The following is a 20312-nucleotide window of genomic DNA, read 5'->3' on the forward strand; positions in this document are numbered from 1 at the left end:
AGTAAGGTAAGTAAGGTAAGTAAGGTAAGCAAGGAAGCAGGTAAGGAAGGAAGAGCAACGGTCTCCATACCGAGAAAGCAAAATATTTTACGGAGTAACATCATGAAAGTAACATATCTAAACCACAGTGGTTTTTTACTGGAATTAGAAGACTGCTATATTATTTTTGACTATTACAGGGGAGAATTACCGCCTCTGAACAAGGAAAAAGAAGTATTTGTTTTTTGTAGTCATGCCCATGCAGATCACTATAATCCAAAAGTTTTTTCCTTGCTTACCGAGCAGGGGATGAGCTATCAGGCGGTATTGGCAAACGATATACGGGATGAAAAGCGTCTGTCCAAGGTCAAGCATTGCTTTGTTGAAGCCGACAAAAGCTATCCGCTGGATCATGAAATTCAGCTTGAGACCCTGCTTTCCAACGACAGTGGAGTCGCCTTTATATTAAAAACAAAGGAAGGCTCTATCTATCATGCCGGGGACTTAAACGACTGGTATTGGGAGGGAGAGCCGGAAGAAGATAATCGGAGGCTCCGCGAGATTTATCACAGGGAGATAGGACGAATCAAGGGCAGACATTTTGACCTTGCCTTCGTTCCCCTTGATCCGAGACTGGAGGCGCACTACGCTGACGGGATTCTGTATTTTCTTGAAAATGTGGATTGCGATGCCGTCTTTCCGATGCATTACTGGGGCGAGCCCGATGTGATTCAACGCTTTATTACAGAATATCCTGAGTACCGTTCACGAATCAAAAACACGGAAACAGCGAAAGGAGAAGAACTATGAAGTTTAAGATGATTCACGAGAATTTAAATGTATCCGATTTGAATCGTTCCCTTCGATTCTACGAGGAAGCCCTCGACTTGCATGAGGTAAGACGAAAGACCAGCGAGGACTTTATCATTGTGTACTTGAAAAGCGATGCTGGTGATTTTGAGTTGGAGCTGACTTGGCTGAAAGACCATCCTCAGGCTTACGACCTGGGAGAGTGCGAATTCCACCTGGCATTTCAGGCGGATGACTTTGAAGAAGCGCATAAAAAGCATGAGGAGATGGGCTGCATTTGCTTTGAAAATGAAGCCATGGGCATCTATTTCATTGAAGACCCGGATGGCTACTGGCTGGAGGTTTTGCCATAAGTTTACCGATTCGGAGCGGGACACAGAGGTTGTTTTCAGAGAACTGTCGTGATGTATCTTGAGAATATAGCCCATGTAGAGGAACTCGTTATAAACTATGTTTTCAAAGTTGCGGGTGATATCCTATCTATTACTCATTCCTTTAATGAATTTACATACTACTGGACAATAATACTAAAATCAAAAAATTGTCCAGTAGTAGTATATTTGTAAAAACAAAAAGCCTTTGCCTTTTAGACATGCGTTCTCACATCACTTTTCTTTAGATACAGAATGCCGATGCCCAGTGCTGCGAAAATATAAAAGGCACAGCTTAAGAGGAGAATCGGAAAGTTCAGCTCTCCGGTGATAGAAGTGCTGCCCATACCGTAAATCAGCGTGGAATAGGGCAGGGCATAGTAGGCTCCTTTCACGGTTAGTGTAAAGCCTGCTATGCTACCCAGAAAAGCCAGCGCGATGGGGAGGGCAAAGGAGTGGAAGAACATGGACAGGGTGCTTTGCAGGGCAGTAATGGCGGCAATGGAAAGGACAGCGGAAAGGATTCGCATCCAAAAGATGGCAGGAACTGCTCCAGGAAGGCCGAGAATCTTACCGCTTAGAAGATAAATAAAACTGATCCAGACCATGCAGAGCGTGCTGAGGAGCGTTGCGGTAAACCATTTGTCCCAAATCAGTTTTCCGGGAGTGGTGACGGTTAAAATCAGGTTCCAGTTACTGCCCTGATGCTCCATTCGCCATAGAAGACTGCAAAGAATGCCGATGAGGGGAGCCAGGAAAAACATTCCCAGAAACAGGGATTGTTGAGTCCAGAGATCCTCCCAAGTATATTGTAAGACACCCTGATTTTGCACAAAATTCACCGTTCCAATCAGCGCCGAAATCAAGGGAATCAGAAGGAAAGGAATCCAGATGGGGTTCCTTTTTAATTTGATGAATTTCGGGGACAAGCTACTGTGCAGGCTACGGCTTACTTTTTGCCTGTGGAGAGAAAACAAAGCTTCTCCATGCTCCATGCTAGTGAAAAGAAAGAGACCAAGCAGAAAAGTGCCGATGAGGTAAAGCAGGCTTAGCAAAATATCGGAAATAGGGATGGATCTTAGGCTTAGGCTCATGAGCCTTGATGCTTGGTCATAGTCCATACCGATAGGGCTTAAGGAAAGGAAAACGGACCAGGGAGTCCACATGTCTGTGCTGATAAAGGCCAGAAATAAGCCGGCCAGGGTACCGCCGAAGGCAATGGAAAGAGCCGCAAACTGGCTGGAAAACAGTAGGGAAAGCGTGCATTGAAGCTGATAGAGAATTATTCCGCCGATAAGTTCTGAAAAAAACAGAACGGGAACAATATGTGACGGAATATTTCCGGTAAAACCTAAGACCTTTCCCCCGATAAGAACCATGCCGATTTGGAAAGTACAAAACAGGACAAGGCTAATAAAACCGAAGAAAAGCTTTCCCAGATAGATAGACGCTCTGCTTTCCAGGGTGGGAAGAAGGTTCCACATAGCGCCTTTATGTTCCATGTCCACTGACTGGGAGGCAATTACTGCCATAAGTACGGACAGAACCAGTGTGTTAATGATGGGAATAGCATAAAATATATTTAACCATGGCTCGGAAGAAGCCTTTATGCCATAAAACAGATAGGCACAATCCAAAAGCAGAGCCGCAAGGAACAGCAAAGGAAAATGCTTATGACGCGCTTTTTGAAACTCGATAGAAACGATTTTAGGGATATAGCTTAGGTTGTTCATAAAGACTCCTTTCCGCCGGTCATTTCCAGAAATGCCTCTTCCAGACTTTTTCCGTTACATTCCAGTTCCTGAAGAGGCCCTTCATAGAGTAGCTGTCCATGGTGAATGATACCGACTTGACTTGCCATTTGCTCTATTTCACTGAGGAGATGACTGGAAATGATGACCGTCATATTTCTTTCTTTAGGAAGAGATACAATCAGCTCACGGATTTCTTGTATGCCGGCAGGATCCAAGCCGTTTGTGGGCTCATCCAGAATCAGAAGCTTCGGATTTCCCAAAATAGCCATAGCGATACCGAGACGTTGTTTCATACCTAGAGAATAACTGCTGAGCTTCTTATCTCTTTGTTCATAGAGCCGGACGGTTTTTAATGCCGAGGCAATTTCTTCTTCCTTAACGCCCTTTAATTTCTGCACAATCTGCATATTTTCCAGTCCGCTTAAATGCCCGTATCCCCCCGGATTTTCAATGAGACTTCCGGTCTTTTGGAGAAGAGAAAGTCGATTTTGGGAATTTACTGTTTTTCCCAGAAACTGAATTTCTCCTTCATCGGGGTGAATCAAACCCAGAATCATTTTGAGGGTAGTGCTTTTTCCGGCGCCATTGGGACCTAAAAAGCCGTAAACGCATTTCTCCGGAACAGATAAAGAAAGGTCTTTTACACGGTAGCTGTTTCCGCTTTTTTTGCTAAGATGCTGTGTTTCCAGAATATAGTTCATCATTTTTTTCCTCCATATTTTTTTTCTCCATGTGTTTGTTTACGAGAGGAGAATAGCGAAGGAAGCTTATGGGAACCTTGTGCGTACCTTATATTTACCTTAAGAAATGAAAAAAACTATGGGGAAAGAGAGGGAGAAAGGCTATAGTAGGACGGGTAAGAACAGACAGCAGCAGGAGACAGAATAATGGACAAAGAACATTGTAAAATATTGGTGGTGGACGATGAGAAAGAGCTTAGAGAACTTTTGCAGGAACTATTAAGAAAAGAAGGCTATTTTTCGGTGGAGGCCGTTTCTTCTTGCAAAGAAGCGGAAGCGAAACTTTCCGAGAATTGCTATCAGCTGATTCTTTTGGATGTCATGCTGACCGATGGCAATGGCTTTGATTTTTATAAACATCAAAAAAGGGAAGGTCTTCTTTCTGAGGTTCCGGTGATTTTTCTCTCTGCAAGGGACGAGGATAGGGCTCGTTTGCATGGCTTGGGACTGGGAGCGGATGATTACATTACCAAGCCGTTTCTTCCGGAAGAGCTTATCCTGAGAATTGCCGCCGTACTAAGAAGAACCTGCCATTTGGAGGAGAAAGAGCAGGGAGTGCAGCTGGGGGAATCGCTGGTTTCCATTGATGCAGGAACGGTGATTCGACAAGGAGAAAAGCTTTCTCTAACGGCGAAGGAACTGGCGCTTTTTTCTATCCTATACCGGAATAAGGGGAAAATTGTCACTACGGATACCCTCTGCGATGCCCTTTGGCCGGATGGGAATTTCGGATTGGAAAGCTCACTGCTTGTGCATATGCGGCATTTACGGGAAAAGATAGAAAAAGAGCCATCTAAACCCGTATTTTTACTGACCGTAAGAGGCCTTGGCTATAAACTGGAGATAGGAAGATGAGAGGGAATAGAGAACGGAAAATGCAGCTGATTGCTCTGGTGTTTCTGCTCACGATTTTTTTACTGTTTGCAGACCTTTTGATTTTTGGAATTTTTGTGTCCCGAAACGGTATGCCATATTATCCCGACAGTGAGGAGATTATGGAACATTTGCATAAGGAAAAGGGTGAGTACCGCTTAGAGGAAGAGGAAGCTGAAAAGCTCTCCGGGGCTCGGCAATTTGCCATGCTCCTTGACAATGGAGGCAATATCCTTTGGAGTGAGTTCCTGCCGAAGGAGCTTCAAAAAAACTATACCTTACAGGATGTGGCAAAGTTTACCCGTTATTATCTGGAGGGGTATCCGGTGCGAACCTATGTGGTTCCGGAAGGCTTATTGATTATTGGGCAAAAGAAAGAGCAGATTTGGAAATATACTCTGGAATATGATGAGAATGCTGTTCGAAATCTTATAGAGCTTCTACCGCTTCTTTTTCTCGCCAATGCGGTCATTCTTGTTTCCGTTCCCATATGGATACAGAAGAAACGGGCAAAGCAAAAAGAGGAAGAGCGTACGGAATGGATTGCCGGGGTTTCCCATGATATTCGGACACCCCTTGCCATTGTTCTGGGAAATGCGGAAATGATTGTAGCTACCACGGAATCGGAAGAAATCAAAGATCGTGCGCTAAGGATTGAGAAGCAGGGACTTCGTCTTCGTCGCCTTGTAGAGAACCTGAATCTTTTCAGTAAGCTGTCTTTTGGCTATGGGAACTTGGAAAAAGAAAAAATCCAAGTGAGTCGTTTTCTTCGAAAGACGATTACGGAAATGCGGAATCAAACAGAAGATGAAAGGGTGCAGTTTACCTTGGATATTCAGGAAGATTTGCAGGGGCTGGAACTGTGCTTCAATGAAAATCTGATGGAAAGGGCGCTGATGAACTTATTATACAATGCAGTGCAACATAATCCGGAGGGGTGCGAGATAACAGTTAAGTTATATCAGGATGAGAAAGCCCACGTGTTTCTCCATGTGGAGGATAATGGTTGCGGTTTGGAGAAAGCCGCGCTGGAAAGACTGAACCGAAAAGACTATGAATGGGAGCCCAGCACAGGACAGCATGGCTTGGGATTAAAAATTGTAAAACAGGTAATCAGCCGTCACCGATGGAAAGTGCGGTTTGAGGAAGGAAGTCAGGGCGGATTTTTGTGCTGCGTACAGATGAGATAAAAAATGTATTGCCTATATGGTTAGATTATGCTAACATGGTTATTGAACGAGTGTCGGTCAATAATGGATTGGTGGTGATGATTTGGCAAATAGAGTTTCGAAAGCTCCGGAGGAGAGGAAGCAGGAATTCATAGAAGTCGCAACGAGGCTTTTTGCGTCAAAGGGGTATGAGAAAGTTTCTGTGAGAGATATTCTCGCGGAAGTAAATGGCGCTCCCGGGATGTTTTATTATTATTTTAAATCCAAGGAAGATATATTTTTAGCCTGTATGGAAGCTTATTTTTCAGAGAGACTGAAAGTAAAGGTGGATTTACTGAAAAACAAGGATATCGCTTATGAAGAGAGAATAAAAATCTTGAGAGAGCTTATTACCAAGGATATCCGTAGTTTTACGCATAGCTTTGATTTTTCAGCAGACCATTCTATAACGGATAATTCCTACAGACTTTGGGAATTAACGCATTACATTGGACGTTTTGTAGTGGCTTACGCCGATTTTATTTTGGAAGGAATCGAAACGAAGAAGATAGAAAATCATATCGGGGTAACAAAAGAAAATGCAAGAGAGATTGCCGCTTTTATTCTTTATGGAGCAATAGGAACAATTTACAGTGATGCAAAAAATGGGAAGGATGAGCCGCACAGTCCTGAGAGCGTATTTCAGGTGATTGGCAGGATATTTGCTTAAGACAATAAAAATTTTTTTACGCGAACTTTAAATAATCATATTAAAGGCAGAACAAGGAAAACATGGCAACGTGTTTTCCTTGTATTCGTTTTAGGGGAAACGAACGAACTCGTTCTGTCGAAAAAGCAGACAATGTGTCAATGAAGAGGGAGGTGGATTCATGAAGGATACGAAGAAGTCAATAGATGAACTTGTGCGTTTATGTGGCACGAAGAAGGGAAGCCTGATTGCCGGAAATATCCTGATCACAATGGGCGCGATTCTTAACATTTTACCCGTTTTACTGAGCTATAAGATTATCGTGAGCCTGATAACGAAAAAGGAAGCACGGGGAAACCTGATTTCCTATGCTATTTATGGCGTATTAGCGGTATTCGCAGCCTATCTTTTTACCTATATCGGAAGTATTTTGTGCCATACGTTTTCCTACAGGTTTATTGCCAATTTAAAGAAAAAAATAGTATCGCATATTGCTACCTTACCGCTCGGCTATTTTACCGGAGAGCATAAAGCAAAGCTGAAACAAGTCTTAAGCTCGGATATGAATCAGATAGAAGGGTATTATGCACATCAATTGCCAAGTCTTGTTTCCACCTTGCTTCTCATTCTGTCCTTACTCTTTTTCATGTTCCGCATGAATGTGGTTTTCGCTTTGCTAACCCTTACTGCAATTGCGGTCGGACTCATGATTCAAGTGTCCATCATGGTGAAAATTGTGAAATCGGGAGGACTCGAGGAAAATTTCAAGATACTGGACCGGATTAATTCTGCGACAAATGAATATGTAAAAGGGATGCCGGAAGTAAAAATCTTCGGAAACAGTACTTCCTCATTTCAAAATTATGAGAATGCGGTCAATCAGTATAGACAGTTTACCGAGACTATGACGGCAAGAATCAGACCGGGTTTTGTAGCCTTTCGGGTTGTCATTCTTTCCGTGGCGACTTTTCTTGTTCCGGTCGGCATTCTTCTCCTTACTAAAAAACCAAATGACATGGCGACGATGAGGACAGTGCTTTTCTTCTGGATTGTAGCACCGGCGATGAGTGTTCCGTGCTTAAAGCTTAGGGATTTTGCGGAAGGAATGAATTTATTGGAAGATGTTGTACAAAGAGTTTGGGATGTCCTCGTAGAAAAAGAATTAGCAGAAGGGAAGTATACAGAAAAGCTGAAAAATTATGACATTATCTTTGAAAAAGTCTGCTTTTCCTATGAAAAGGAGCAAGTCTTAAAGGATATCAGTTTTATCGCAAAACAAGGAGAGCTTACCGCTTTAGTTGGTGCTTCCGGGGCAGGGAAATCAACAATTGGGGCTTTGATTCCTAGATTTTATGAACCAACTGACGGGGTGATTAAACTTGGAGGAGTGAACATACAAGAGATGCCCTCGAAATCCTTGATGGAAAATATCTCCTTTGTTTTTCAGGACAATGACTTGCTTTCCGGTACGATTTTTCAAAATATTGCAATGGCAAAAAAAGGTTGCAGCAAGGAAGAGGTGATAGAAGCGGCTAAAAAAGCAAGATGCCATGATTTTATCATGAAACTGGAGAAAGGCTATGAAACAATATTAGGCAAGGGCAATTCTTTATCCGGCGGAGAAAAACAAAGAATAGCCGTGGCAAGAGCGATGTTAAAGGATGCACCGGTTTTGATTTTGGATGAGGCGACAAGTTATGCAGATTCTAAAAACGAGTGTCTTTTCCAAGAAGCTTTAGCGGAGTTAGTAAAAGACAAAACGGTCATCATGATTGCCCATAGACTTGGTACGATAAAAAATGCACAACAAATTCTCGTTCTTTCCGAGGGGCAAATTGTGGAAAGAGGCACGCATGAAAGCTTAATGAAGAAAGAGGGAGTTTATCGGAAAATGGTTTCGATTTTTGATGAGGTGAGAAGCTGGAAGATGAAGCAGGAAGGAGGATTGTATCATGCTTAAAAATATTACTTTAGGAAAACCGGAAACGCTTATAAAGCCTGTTTTGCTTAATACTTTATCCTCAATTTCCAATTTGATCCCTTTTATTTGCCTAGTCCGGATTGTGAAGAGTCTTATTCTATCGAGTCAAAACGGAAAGACAGACATTGCCTCTTTGTGGAAATATTTCGCTTTGATGGTATTATTTTTTCTTCTTACTTTATTTTTTGAAAATCTGGCGACAAAGTACACTTATGAGTTCGGTTATCAAAAGACGGCAGAGGGACGAATCAGGCTTGCAAATCATCTAAGAAGCTTGCCGCTGGGATTTATCTCCGGGAAAAGTTCTACAGAAATTTTGGATACGTTAATGCATGATTTTAGCATAGTGGAAATCGCCACAACGCATCAGGCACCACAATTTTTCAGCTCTGTTTTTGTTGCTCTCCTATGCGTAATCTTCTTTTTCACTGTAGATATCAAAATGGGAGTTGCAGCATTCATCGGCTTTCCTCTTTCCGTACTGTTTTTAAACTTGATGCAATATTTTCAAAAAAAGATGCTTTTAAAAACCGAAGTGGCAAAGCGGAATGAGCAGGATGCTTTGGAGGAATATTTAACTACGATAAAAACGGTAAAGGCGTATAACTTTACTCCGGATACGATAGAAAAGATTCATAAAGCTATTGAAAGGGCGGAGAAGAGTAATATAAAAACGAAAAAGGGATTGGTTCTCTCATCACTATAGCCGGCATGGTATTACGGGTGGGTCTTCCCTTGATGAGCTTGGTAGGGCTGAATCTCTTGTTAAAAGGAAGTCTTAGTCCGGAAAAATTTCTTTTATTTTTGTTTGTCGGAACAAGAATATTTGATCCTTTGGATCTTGCTCTCGTAAATTATGCTGCTTTGCAAATCGCTTCCATTTCGGGGGAGAGAATCAGGAAGCTGTTGGCAGAGAAGCCGATGCCGGGAAAAGAGGTATTGAATGCGGAAAATACGGTAGAACTTAGCGATGTTTCCTTCTCTTATGAAGAAAGAAAGGTAATTCAGAATCTGTCTTTACAGATTAAAGAGAAGGAATTTCTCGCGCTGGTCGGAAGCTCGGGTTCCGGTAAAACTACTTTGCTTAAACTTTTGGCAAGATTTTATGATGTGCAGGAAGGAAGGATTCAGATTGGCAATAGCGATATTGCAAAAGCGTCTCCTGATGAGGTCCTTCGGAAGTTTTCCATTGTTTTTCAAGATACCCTGCTTTTTAGAGATACTATTTATAACAACATTCAGTTTGGGAATCCATCGGCAAAAAGAGAGGATGTCATAGAAGCGTCCAAGATGGCAGGGGCGTACGACTTTATTATGCGAAAAGAAAATGGCTTTGAAACGATGGTGGGAGAAGGCGGTTCCACCTTATCCGGGGGAGAAAGGCAACGCATATCGATTGCAAGAGCAATATTAAAGAATGCACCCATTATATTACTGGATGAAGCCACTGCATCACTGGATCCGGAGAATGAAGAAGCGGTACAGAATGCGATTTCCAACTTGATTCAAAATAAAACGGTTATCGTAGTGGCGCACAGGCTAAACAATGTTGTGGCTGCCGACAAGATTGTGGTTCTTCAGGAGGGAAGGATTGTAGAACAGGGAAAGCATGAAGAATTACTTAATCAAGGAGGAATGTATAGAGAGTTGTGGGACTATCAGGAGAAAGTAAAGAATTGGCAAATTACGAATACAAGCCCTAAACTCTCATAAACTGCTTAAGAGCGCTCAAATATGTTTATGCACGTGAACTTGGGTACCACTTTGTAATCTTACGTGTCCATTACAGTATAGGAGGATTATTATGTCGAGAACGAAAAAATCATCAAAAAATGCAATCACAGCAGGGGTTCTCATCACCGTTTATCTTGTTACTTATGTATTTATTGGGGCACTTTCCATGCCAATTCCCATTCTATTTTTGTTGATGCCGATGATTGTAGCCTTGTTTGCGGCGCCAACGTATCACATGCTTCTTGCAAAAACAAAATCGGCTACAGCGATTATGATAGCTGCGGTGCTTCCCAGTATTCTTTTGATAGCAACCGGACACATTCCGATTGCCCCCTTAGTGTCCGTACCGGCAGGACTTCTTGCTGCATGGGTTGCGAAGACGGGCAATTATGAAGATTTTAAGAAAAATGCCATTAGTCATTTATTCTTTTCTCTCAATCTCTTTGGAGGCTTCCTTCCTATCTGGGTTATGAGAGAAGCCTTTTTTAGGAGCGTACAGCATGGGGGACTTGATCAAAGCTTTTGCGATACGGTAAGAGCGTTCACGCCGCTTTGGATGTTACCGCTTATGATGGCAGGTACTTTTTTGTTTTCCTTGGCAGGCTCTTATTTAACAAAGAAGATTCTCTATAAGAAGTTACAGTCTGCTGGGGTTCTTTCATGATGGAGGCACTTATGAAAGGGAGAAGATTTGCGCCTTCACTCCGTTATGACCTTAGAACAAAGCTCATCGTGTTAATACAGGTAAATCTGTTACTCTTTCTCGGAAACAGCATAGCTTATGAGGCTTTTTTAACTCTGCTTTGTCTATTCGTGATGATCAGTAGCGGGTGTATCAGGTATTCGGTACGGTATGTCGTGTTTTTTATACTGAGTATTGTGGTGGAAACCATCGTTGTAAACTTGGGACATCCCTTTTTTCTAAGCCTCATTTTATTTCTGGTCGTTATTATGAGAAAGTTTTTGCCCTCTGTGATTATCGGAAAATGGATTTTAAGCTCAACGAGCTCATCCCTTGCAGTGGCGACATTACAGAGGATGAGAGTCCCGAAGGATGCCCTCATTATGATTTCTGTTATCTTCCGGTGCTTTCCCACGATACAGGAGGAGTGGTCCAATATTCATATGGCAATGAAAACAAGAGGCATCAGCATGGACTTTTATAATTTTGTGCATAGACCTTTGCTTACTATAGAATATTTTTTGTTCCCCTATTTGTGAGTGTGATGGAAATCGGGGACGAACTCTCTCAATCGGCTATTGTAAGAGGTATAGATGCCCCGGTAGCAAAGACATGCAGGCACAGAATCCAAATGAAAACAGGCGATTATATGCTTCTGTCCTTATTTTCTTTTGCGCTCGGCATCGTTCTTTTCCTGCACTTTTTGGGGTATTCGCTATGATTACTATAAAAAATTTAAGTTTTCAATACAGTACGGAGGAGGATTTTGTACTTAGAAATATCGATTTGTCGGTTCATCAGGGCGAGTGTATCCTTTTATGCGGAAAAAGCGGTTGTGGAAAATCTACCTTTTTGAAAATAATCAATGGAATCATTCCGGAATTTTTTCAGGGGAAGATAACGGGGCGCGTAGAAGTTGCCGGTATGAATCCCTTTGAAACGGAAATTTATAAAATTTCTGAGAAAGTAGGCTCAGTTTTTCAGAATCCCAAGACGCAGTTTTACACGACAAATACGACAGACGAAATTGCTTTTGCGCTGGAAAATTATGGAGTAGAAAGGGAGAAGATTCAGAAAAGACTGAAAGAGGTACAGGAGACAATGCATATTTCGAGTTTAATGGACAGAAATATATTTGCACTCTCAGGAGGAGAAAAGCAAAAAATAGCTATTGCGGCGGTCTATGCCTTAAACCCGGAGATTTTTGTTTTCGATGAGCCCTCTTCCAGCCTGGACATGGATTCGATGATAGAGCTTTCGAAACTCATGGAACGATTGAAGGAGGAAGGGAAGACGATTATCATTGCGGAGCACAGGCTCTGGTATTTGAAAAAAATTGTGGATAGAGCAGTATATCTGGAAAATGGAAAGATTACTAAAGAATACAGCATGGAAGAAATTCAAAACTTATCCGAGGAAGAAAGATGTAGAACAGGGCTTCGGCACACGGATTTCTCCGACAATGCATGGAAAGAAAGATCTGCCATAATGCTTTCTGCGTCAGAAAAACACACGGATATAGAGAAAAGAAGCTTTGTAAGCCATTTGTTTAAAGTGGAAAGAAAGGACTCGGCAGTAAAGAGAGATTCATCAGGAAATGCATTGGAACTGGAAATAAAGGATTTACTGTATAAAAGAAAAGAGCGGACTATTTTCAAAATCGATCGTTTGGGCTTTGAAAGGAGAAAAATTGTAGGAATCGTTGGAAAAAACGGAATGGGAAAATCGACGTTTGCGAAAGTTGTTTGCGGCCTTGCAAGGCAAACTACAGGAGAAATTTGCAAAAATAACAAGGGAATCTCCGTGCCGAAGAGAAGGAAGAACAGCTTATTGCTTATGCAAGAAATCAACAACCAGTTGTTTACTGACTCCGTTTATGATGAAATCCGCCTGACGTCGGCGTTCAAGGAGGAAGAACAATTTTGTACTTGCATGGCGGATATGCAAATTGACCAATTGAAGGAAAAAAATCCGCACAGTTTATCGGGGGGTCAAAAGCAGAGAGTCGTAATTCTATCCGCCTTACTTTCCAAGAAGAAAATTTTATTTTTGGATGAGCCGACCAGCGGACTGGATTATGCAAGCATGAAGGTCGTTGCAAAGAACATCACCAAGTTTAAAGCGGAAAAGAATCTGATTTTAATTATCTCCCATGACATGGAATTTTTAGAGGAGGTATGTGATAGAGTGCTGTTCTTTCCCTTATAGATTGCTTTATCCCTTAAAGGCCTATTTTAAGGGATAAAATGCTTACCAAGGGATAAAAAGTTGTAGGAAGAGAAACAAAGTATATCCGGTTGAAATAAAAAATCATATTAAATTGACTCGCATTGTGCAAAGGTCTAAGATATCCCTGTATAAGTAAAAGGAGGGTGAAAGATATGATTTTAAACAACGAGAAGAAATTGAACCCTATGACAAAGTCCGCCGGTGTGGAGCAAGAGTTTCAGAAAATTGCCGGAAAAGAAGCTTCTTCGGTCTTACAGGAATTAGGCTGTACAGCAAATGGAATCAGCGACGAAGAACGGGAAGAAAGACTGGAGAAATACGGCTATAACGACCTTTCCGCCATGCAGAAGCATGGCGTATTCTATTTTTTATTTCACAGCTTTACCGATGCTTTTATTATTGTTTTGCTTGTTTTGGCTATCGTTACCTTTGTTGTGGAAAGGGATATACTGTCCGGAGTCATTATCCTGGCACTGGCCTGTATGAGTGCGGTGATTCGATTTACCCAGGACTACGGTTCCTATCTGGATATGCAGAAGCTAAAGGATATGGAGCACGATACGGTAAGGATCCGGATTCCGGGAAAGGATGGCACGGAAATAAGAGAAGTGCCGGTGGAAGAGGTGGTACCCGGGGATATACAGCTCATCGGCTCAGGAGATATCGTGTGCGGAGATCTCTATCTTCTGGAGAGTAGAGACTTGTTTCTTTCGGTTTCCGCTTTCACGGGAGAATCCATTCCGGTGGAGAAATATACCGGAGTGGATCAGAGAATTGTTAATGCAGCGGAATTAAACAACCTCTGCTTAGGCGGTTCCACAGTGAATTCCGGCACCGGAGTCGGCATCGTGGTGCGGACCGGAAAGAATTCCTATCTGGGGAAGATTTCCTCCACCATCCATACACAGAAGAAAGAAACGGATTTTGATAAGAGCCTATCGAAAATAACCAAAATTCTGATTAGCTACATGATTGTGGTGGTTCTTTTTGTATTGCTTATTAACGGCCTAGTGAAGAAAAACTGGCTGGAAGCCTTTTTATTTTCCATCTCCGTTGCAGTGGGTATTACCCCGGGCATGTTACCGATGATTGTGAATGGAACCCTTGCTAAAGGGGCAAAGTTCCTGGCAAAGAAGAAGACCATTGTAAAGAACATGTCCGCCATTCAAAACTTAGGAGCTATCGATGTGCTGTGCACCGATAAGACCGGAACCCTTACCATGGACAATGTGGTTTTACAGAAATATATCAATGTAAATGGCGAAGATTCCTATGTGGTTTTGAATTATGCATGGATGAATGCCTACTATTCTACAGGGGTAAAAAACCTGATTGACCGGGCCATCCTATCCTACGGCGCGGAAAGCGATGTGCAAAAATACGCCGGGGGTTATGTGAAGTCCGATGAAATCCCCTATGATTTTGAACGCCGGAGAATGAGTGTGGTGATATCCAATCCGGGTGGGGAGCATCTGGGAGAGGAGACAGAAGAAATTCTTCCCAAACCCCAGGATGAGGTTTTGATTACCAAAGGGGCATTGGAATCCGTACTTTCCTGTTGCAGTCGTATTCGGGTGAAGAAGGAATATATGGACATTCAGGAAGAAGACTTGCAGAAGATCAATGCCCTTTCCGAGAAGTTAAATCATGAGGGAATGCACGTCATTGGCGTTGCCGCAAAGAGGAAAAATGCAGGAGACACCGCTGTTTTCCATGCGGAGGACGAAACGGATATGACTTTCCTGGGTATTATCGCCTTCCTGGATCCGCCCAAGCCGGATGCCAAGGAAGCCATTCACGGACTGTATGATGCAGGCGTACAGGTAAAGGTCATTTCCGGCGATGCCCCCGTTGTGGTGGAGCACGTATGTAAGCTGGTAGGCATGAAGGTAGGAGAGCAAAATGCGGTAACCGGCTCCGACTTGGAAAAGATGAGTGAGGAGGAGCTTTCGAGTGTTGTAGAGAAAAAAGACATTTTCGCCCGTCTCTCTCCTATGCAGAAGCAACGAGTGGTGGATGCCCTTCGGAAAAACGGACATGTGGTGGGCTATATGGGAGACGGTGTAAATGATGCGCCCAGTCTTCATGATGCGGATGTAGGCATTTCCGTGGACAATGCTACAGATGTTGCCAAGGCCAGTGCGGACATTATTCTCTTGGAGAAGAGCTTAACCGTCATTTTAAACGGTATCTATGAAGGAAGACGAATCTACGGAAATATCCTGAAATACATGAAAATGGCATTATCCGGCAACTTCGGAAATGTGTTCTCCGTATTGATTGCTTCGATATTCTTGCCATTTTTGCCCATCCTGCCCCTGCAGATTTTGATTCAGAATCTGATTTATGACTTTACGCAGATTGCGATTCCCTGGGACAATGTGGACGAAGAATTCCTGCAAAAACCCCATAAGTGGAACAGTGCATCCCTGGTGTCCTTTATGAATGTGATGGGTGGCGTGTCCTCCGTATTCGATGTGATGACATTCCTGGTACTTTGGTTCCTTTTGGGCTATAACAGCCTTTCCATGCAGAACTACTTCCAGACAGGATGGTTTGTAGAAGGTTTGATTTCCCAAATCCTGATTGTGCAGTTCATCCGTACCTCGAAGCGACCGATTCTGGATTCCAAGTGCGACTCCAGATTGGCACTGGCTTCAGCACTGGGCATTTTTGCGGCCATTTCCATTCCCTATCTTTTTCATAATCTGGACAATACGGTATTTACGGAAATGCCGATGACGTATTTTGCGTATTTGCTTCTTATCCTTGCACTGTATAGTTTTACCATTGAAACAGTGAAGAAGCTCTATATCAGGAAATACGGGGCTTGGCTGTAAGCTGACATTTTGAAGATTGTTTTGGAAACCGTATTGTTCGTGTCCTTCGTAGTGCGACATTTTCCGAAGGAAATCAGGAAGGAAATGAGTTGAGCGTAAGAGAGATGGGCACAAGAGAAGTTATTAGGATAAGATTGAGGAGGTAACAATATGTGGCTGATTTTTGCGATTTTATCATCCATTTTCGCATCGTTAACTGCAATATTTGCAAAGATGGGCATTGAAGATGTGAATTCCAATCTTGCAACAGCCATTCGAACCGTAGTGGTTCTCCTCTTGTCTTGGATTATGGTCTTTTTTGTTCATGCGCAAAAAGGAATAGGACAAATTAGCTGGAAATCTTGGATTTTTCTTATCCTATCAGGGCTTTCTACAGGTGCGTCCTGGCTCTGCTATTATAAGGCAATGCAAATAGGAGATGTGTCTAAAGTAGCGGCAGTGGATAAGTTTAGTATTGTGATTACCATGCTTCTGGCTTTTTCACTTCTTCATGAAACGAGTAGTATAAAAACGATTTTGGCATGTATTTTAATAGCCGGAGGAACAGTTCTTATGGCACTGTAAAGGTGGTGACAGAGTGAAGGTGGATATTCAAAAAGTAAATTCTTATGAAGAAGAGCAAGCGGTGATTCGTGTTTTTAAAGTGACGGAGAACATTCAAACTGCCATAAATGCTCTTGAAAATAGTGCCCCTGTTATCACCGCCCGTTGCAATGGAGAATCTGTTTTCTGCCCAATTGATAAAATCTATTATATCGAATCCGTAGATAAACGAACCTTTGTCTACACAAAGGATAATTGTTTGGAAGTGCAATATAGATTATATGAACTGGAAAATACGCTAAGCCGGAATTTCTTTAGGGCTGCAAAGGCGATGATTATCAATATGAGGAAAATCAAGTCAGTGCGAGCGGAACTTAACGGAAGAATGACGGCAGAACTTTTGAATGGAGAGCGTGTGATTATTGCAAGATCCTATGTGAAAGAACTGAAAGAAAGGTTGGGATTATGATATGCAAAAACTAAAGATCATTTTTCACCAGACTTTTATGATTTCGACAGCCATTCTTTTTGGAATTGGAATGCTGATGCTTATACAGCATTTTGCCTTAGGGGTGCAGACTCTTAGTTTGCAATGGAGTGACCCTCTTTCTATTTGTTTCACAGGATTTTTATCTTCCTTACCGACATATTTTCTTTTGGATATGGATAGCTTGAAGAAAAGCGAAGTCCGGATCAGAATCGGAATCCACTTTGTCTCGGTTCTCGGAATCGTGGTTTTGTGTGCACAGATTTTTCATTGGTTCGGACAAATCATCAACTTACGTATCATTTGTCTCATGTATAGTGCTATTTATCTCTTTGTGTGGTGTGCAACGGCATGGATGGCAAAGGCCGATGAGATTAAAATCAATGAAGCCATTAAGGATCTGCAAGATGCGGAATAAAAAATAATGAAATGGATTATACAGAGAATAATTGCCTTTAGTGGTAAAAGGATAAGGAGGCTAGTATGAAAAAAGTATTATACGAGGAATTACTTCCCGAAGAATATGTACAGAGGATAAAGGAGATGCCGGTTGCTTATCTTCCGCTTGGCACACTGGAATGGCATGGTCCGCATATGCCTCTTGGAGCTGACGGGATCCAGTCAAAGGAACTGTTTGTCCGGGTAGCGGAAAAGATTGGCGGAGTGGTACTTCCGATGCTGTTCATGGGACCTGATCGTGTATTTGATGATTGGGGAACTGTATTCTATGGAATGGATATCAATACAGAGGGCGCATTAAATACCTATTATGCCCAGCAGATGAAGGGCAGTGCTTACTGGATGGAAAAGGGACTGTTTCAGAATCTGCTGCGTAGTATTTTGGCTCAGTTGTCCAGAGCAGGAGTTCGCATCGTTGTGGGACATGGACACGGTCCGTCAACAAATGCATTTCAGGAACTGAAGGAAGAGGCTGAAGAAAAGTACGGACTACGCATTATGACAGCATGGACCTATGCGGAGGATGAGAGACTGAAATATCAGAATGACCATGCCGGAGCAAATGAGACCTCTATTGTCATGGCCGTTCGACCGGAGCTGGTTGATTTTGGACAGGTAAAAGAAGATGAGAGCAATCTGATCGGTATTGCAGGACGTCATCCGGTCAGAGAATCATCGGCAGCATTCGGAAATGAAATTCTGGAATATACAATGAAAACATTGATTGCAGGAATTGAAAAGGAGTACAAAACAATAAGAGAAAGATAGATGCGGATTGTTTTAAGCTGCTTTATAAAGAAATAACCCTATTGGAACATATAGAAAATATAGATTTTCATGGAAAAAGTGCAACTCGGTAGGCTGTAAATGCAGCTTGGTAGAGTGGCACTTTTTTTATGCTTACAAGTTGATAAGCTGATTTATGTCAAAACCGGTGAGGCAGAATAACAAGTTAAGACAACAGGGCAGAATTGTGGGAAAAATTACAGGGCAGAACTATAGTGGCGCCAAGAAGGAGCGAATCGAATGAATGCAATCACAGTAAAGAACTTAAGCAAAAACTATGGTAAAACGACTGCAGTGGATCATATTTCCTTTTCCGTGAAAGAGGGGGAGTTTTTTGCCTTTCTCGGGGAGAATGGTGCGGGGAAATCAACGACCATCAATATCCTCTGTACCATTTTTGAAAAGACAGAGGGAGAGGTAGAAGTCTTTTCCCACAAGCTTGGAGAAGAGGATGACAAGATTCGAGAGAAAATAGGTATCGTCTTCCAGAATTCGGTGCTGGACGGCGTATTGACTGTAAAAGAAAATCTGCTGACGAGAGCCTCCTATTACGGAATGCACAAAGAAGAAATTTTGGAGCGCTTGCATCCTTTAATGCAGGCCTTCGAATTAGAAAGCATCTGGAATAGAAAATATGAGCAATTATCAGGAGGACAACGTAGAAGAGTGGATATTATCAGAGCGCTTTTACATAATCCGAAGATTCTCTTTTTGGATGAGCCCACAACCGGGCTGGACCCCATGTCCAGAAAGCTGGTGTGGGAGTATATCGATTATCTTCGGAAAGAAAAACAAATGACGATATTTCTTACAACACATTATATGGAAGAAGTAAGAGATGCAGACAGAGTTGTGATCCTGGATAAGGGACGAATTGTAGCAGAAGACACACCGGCGGCTTTAAAAAGGAAATACACGAATACAAAACTGATTTGGTATGTAGAGAAATGTAGTGACAATGAAGCTGTGCTGAAAGGCATAGAGCATTCTTATGAAGCGGATCACTACATTGTGCCATTGGAATCAAAAGAGGGGTTCCATCTCAGTGAGTTCCTCTATACAAATCGAAATAAAATCAGAGATTATGAAATTGTAAAAGGCAGTATGGATGACGTATTCCTACATTTAACAGGAAGAAAGCTGGAGGTATAAGATGAGGGGGATTTTGGGATTTATCAAGAGAAACGTATTGCTGTTTTTCAAGGATTGGCAGAGTATTCTATTCTCTCTACTGACATCCATTATTGTGCTTGTACTGTATTTATTATTCCTGAAAGGCACCTTTGTTAGTGCGATACAAAGTGCAATGGAGCAGTATCCGGGACTGACTTCTATGGTTTCACAAAAGGATATCGCTATGTTTGCAAATCTTTTTTTACTGAGTGGCATTTTAGGCTCCGCAATGATTTCAGTTCCTTTTAGTTGTATTACTGTACTCGTAAAAGATAGAGCGAATAAAGTGGATTATGATATTCTGGCAACACCTATGAAAAGGGGACAAATTATCTTTGCTTATTTTGTATCGGCCGTGCTTACTTCAATACTTTTGAACAGTATAATTCTGGCTGTCGGCCTTATTGGAATTCGTATGCAAGGAAATATGTATTTGAATATAAGTCAAGTTATAAAAGCCTTTTCTATTGTTGCACTTGGCTCTATCTCGGCAAGCGCAATATTTATGATTGTAGTTTTATTTTTCAAAACCGTAAGTGCTTGCGAAGCTTTCTTTGGAATACTATCAGCAGCTTCCGGATTTGTGATTGGAGCGTATATTCCTATTTCTCAATTTTCAAATGAAGTACAAACCGTGTGCAACCTATTTCCTGCGAGTCAAATAACGATTATGCTGAGAAATATACTGCTTAACGGACTCTTGGAGCATATCAATACAAGCCTTCAAGGAGTGGATCAGGGAATGTTTGTTCTTAGTCTGAAAGAATACTTTACCTTTCAAGCCAAACTGTTTAAGGGGTATTTGGATATGAATAAAATGCTGGAATATATCTTAGGAGTAATACTATTCTGTATCGTAACGCAAATTATGATTTATTCCGGAAGCTATAAGAAAAACTAAGCCGGAGAAAAGAACTTATTTTTCTATTTTAGAAAAGTGGTAAAAGTAGATAAATAGCCCTACAGGGCATCCTTAATATTCCGCTTGACATTCATTATAGTAAATTTATAATA

Annotated in this window: 20 protein-coding genes; 18 read left to right on the plus strand and 2 right to left on the minus strand. The window is 41.9% G+C overall.

The window, feature by feature from the left end; translation table 11 throughout:
- Positions 1 to 102 precede the first annotated feature (102 nt).
- Complete coding sequence (locus tag HMPREF9124_RS01335) at positions 103 to 789, plus strand: MBL fold metallo-hydrolase (protein ID WP_009428747.1); 687 nt, start codon at positions 103 to 105, stop codon at positions 787 to 789.
- On the plus strand, positions 786 to 1142 hold the full coding sequence (locus tag HMPREF9124_RS01340; protein WP_009428411.1) for a VOC family protein: 357 nt from the start codon (positions 786 to 788) through the stop codon (positions 1140 to 1142). Before HMPREF9124_RS01335 ends, HMPREF9124_RS01340 begins: the two co-directional genes overlap by 4 nt.
- 233 nt (positions 1143 to 1375) lie before the next feature.
- Here HMPREF9124_RS01340 and HMPREF9124_RS01345 read toward each other — a convergent pair whose 3' ends face one another.
- Positions 1376 to 2893, minus strand: coding sequence for an ABC transporter permease (locus HMPREF9124_RS01345; protein WP_009428861.1), 1518 nt, complete (start codon positions 2891 to 2893; stop codon positions 1376 to 1378).
- Positions 2890 to 3618, minus strand: a complete 729-nt coding sequence (locus HMPREF9124_RS01350; RefSeq protein WP_009427869.1) for an ABC transporter ATP-binding protein — start codon at positions 3616 to 3618, stop codon at positions 2890 to 2892. The genes HMPREF9124_RS01345 and HMPREF9124_RS01350 overlap by 4 nt, the downstream gene beginning before the upstream one ends.
- Positions 3619 to 3801: 183 nt before the next feature.
- Here HMPREF9124_RS01350 and HMPREF9124_RS01355 point away from each other — a divergent pair, with 183 nt between their 5' ends.
- The 16 genes from HMPREF9124_RS01355 (at position 3802) to HMPREF9124_RS01425 (ending at position 20199) form a co-directional block, all read left to right on the plus strand.
- Positions 3802 to 4509 carry a response regulator transcription factor gene (locus HMPREF9124_RS01355; RefSeq protein WP_009428732.1) on the plus strand — a complete coding sequence of 236 codons (708 nt, stop codon included), beginning with the start codon at positions 3802 to 3804 and terminating at the stop codon, positions 4507 to 4509.
- Positions 4506 to 5717 carry a sensor histidine kinase gene (locus tag HMPREF9124_RS01360; RefSeq protein ID WP_009428383.1) on the plus strand — a complete coding sequence of 404 codons (1212 nt, stop codon included), beginning with the start codon at positions 4506 to 4508 and terminating at the stop codon, positions 5715 to 5717. Before HMPREF9124_RS01355 ends, HMPREF9124_RS01360 begins: the two co-directional genes overlap by 4 nt.
- Before the next feature lie 82 nt (positions 5718 to 5799).
- Positions 5800 to 6405, plus strand: a complete 606-nt coding sequence (locus HMPREF9124_RS01365) for a TetR/AcrR family transcriptional regulator (protein ID WP_009427905.1) — start codon at positions 5800 to 5802, stop codon at positions 6403 to 6405.
- A 160-nt stretch (positions 6406 to 6565) separates the two neighbouring features.
- Positions 6566 to 8344, plus strand: a complete 1779-nt coding sequence (locus HMPREF9124_RS01370; protein ID WP_009428945.1) for an ABC transporter ATP-binding protein — start codon at positions 6566 to 6568, stop codon at positions 8342 to 8344.
- Entirely contained in the window at positions 8337 to 9071 is a 735-nt protein-coding gene (locus HMPREF9124_RS12100) for an ABC transporter transmembrane domain-containing protein (RefSeq protein ID WP_009428397.1), read from the plus strand. The genes HMPREF9124_RS01370 and HMPREF9124_RS12100 overlap by 8 nt, the downstream gene beginning before the upstream one ends.
- A 32-nt stretch (positions 9072 to 9103) precedes the next feature.
- Entirely contained in the window at positions 9104 to 10078 is a 975-nt protein-coding gene (locus HMPREF9124_RS12105; protein WP_242821597.1) for an ABC transporter ATP-binding protein, read from the plus strand.
- A gap of 91 nt (positions 10079 to 10169) precedes the next feature.
- Complete coding sequence (locus HMPREF9124_RS01380; protein ID WP_009429644.1) at positions 10170 to 10763, plus strand: MptD family putative ECF transporter S component; 594 nt, start codon at positions 10170 to 10172, stop codon at positions 10761 to 10763.
- 11 nt (positions 10764 to 10774) lie between these two features.
- Complete coding sequence (locus tag HMPREF9124_RS01385) at positions 10775 to 11320, plus strand: energy-coupling factor transporter transmembrane component T (RefSeq protein WP_009428578.1); 546 nt, start codon at positions 10775 to 10777, stop codon at positions 11318 to 11320.
- Between the two features lie 178 nt (positions 11321 to 11498).
- Entirely contained in the window at positions 11499 to 12989 is a 1491-nt protein-coding gene (locus HMPREF9124_RS01390; RefSeq protein WP_009429902.1) for an ABC transporter ATP-binding protein, read from the plus strand.
- 173 nt (positions 12990 to 13162) lie between these two features.
- Positions 13163 to 15850 carry a magnesium-translocating P-type ATPase gene (gene mgtA / locus HMPREF9124_RS01395; protein ID WP_009428991.1) on the plus strand — a complete coding sequence of 896 codons (2688 nt, stop codon included), beginning with the start codon at positions 13163 to 13165 and terminating at the stop codon, positions 15848 to 15850.
- A 150-nt stretch (positions 15851 to 16000) separates the two neighbouring features.
- Entirely contained in the window at positions 16001 to 16414 is a 414-nt protein-coding gene (locus HMPREF9124_RS01400; protein ID WP_009428331.1) for an EamA family transporter, read from the plus strand.
- Between the two features lie 13 nt (positions 16415 to 16427).
- On the plus strand, positions 16428 to 16862 hold the full coding sequence (locus tag HMPREF9124_RS01405) for a LytTR family DNA-binding domain-containing protein (RefSeq protein WP_009427680.1): 435 nt from the start codon (positions 16428 to 16430) through the stop codon (positions 16860 to 16862).
- Position 16863: 1 nt separating this feature from the next.
- The gene (locus HMPREF9124_RS01410) at positions 16864 to 17298 is read left to right on the plus strand and encodes a DUF3021 family protein (RefSeq protein ID WP_009537646.1); all 435 of its coding nucleotides are present in this window, start codon (positions 16864 to 16866) and stop codon (positions 17296 to 17298) included.
- A 65-nt stretch (positions 17299 to 17363) separates the two neighbouring features.
- Positions 17364 to 18107 carry a creatininase family protein gene (locus HMPREF9124_RS01415; protein ID WP_009428981.1) on the plus strand — a complete coding sequence of 248 codons (744 nt, stop codon included), beginning with the start codon at positions 17364 to 17366 and terminating at the stop codon, positions 18105 to 18107.
- Positions 18108 to 18365: 258 nt separating this feature from the next.
- Positions 18366 to 19277, plus strand: a complete 912-nt coding sequence (locus tag HMPREF9124_RS01420; RefSeq protein ID WP_009428738.1) for an ABC transporter ATP-binding protein — start codon at positions 18366 to 18368, stop codon at positions 19275 to 19277.
- A gap of 13 nt (positions 19278 to 19290) precedes the next feature.
- Positions 19291 to 20199 (plus strand): ABC transporter permease, encoded by a 909-nt coding sequence (locus HMPREF9124_RS01425; RefSeq protein WP_242821532.1) that lies wholly within the window; start codon positions 19291 to 19293, stop codon positions 20197 to 20199.
- Positions 20200 to 20312: the final 113 nt, after the last annotated feature.

It is taken from the genome of Oribacterium sp. oral taxon 108 str. F0425, from assembly GCF_000214455.1.
GTDB classification, from domain to species: Bacteria; Bacillota; Clostridia; order Lachnospirales; family Lachnospiraceae; genus Oribacterium; species Oribacterium asaccharolyticum.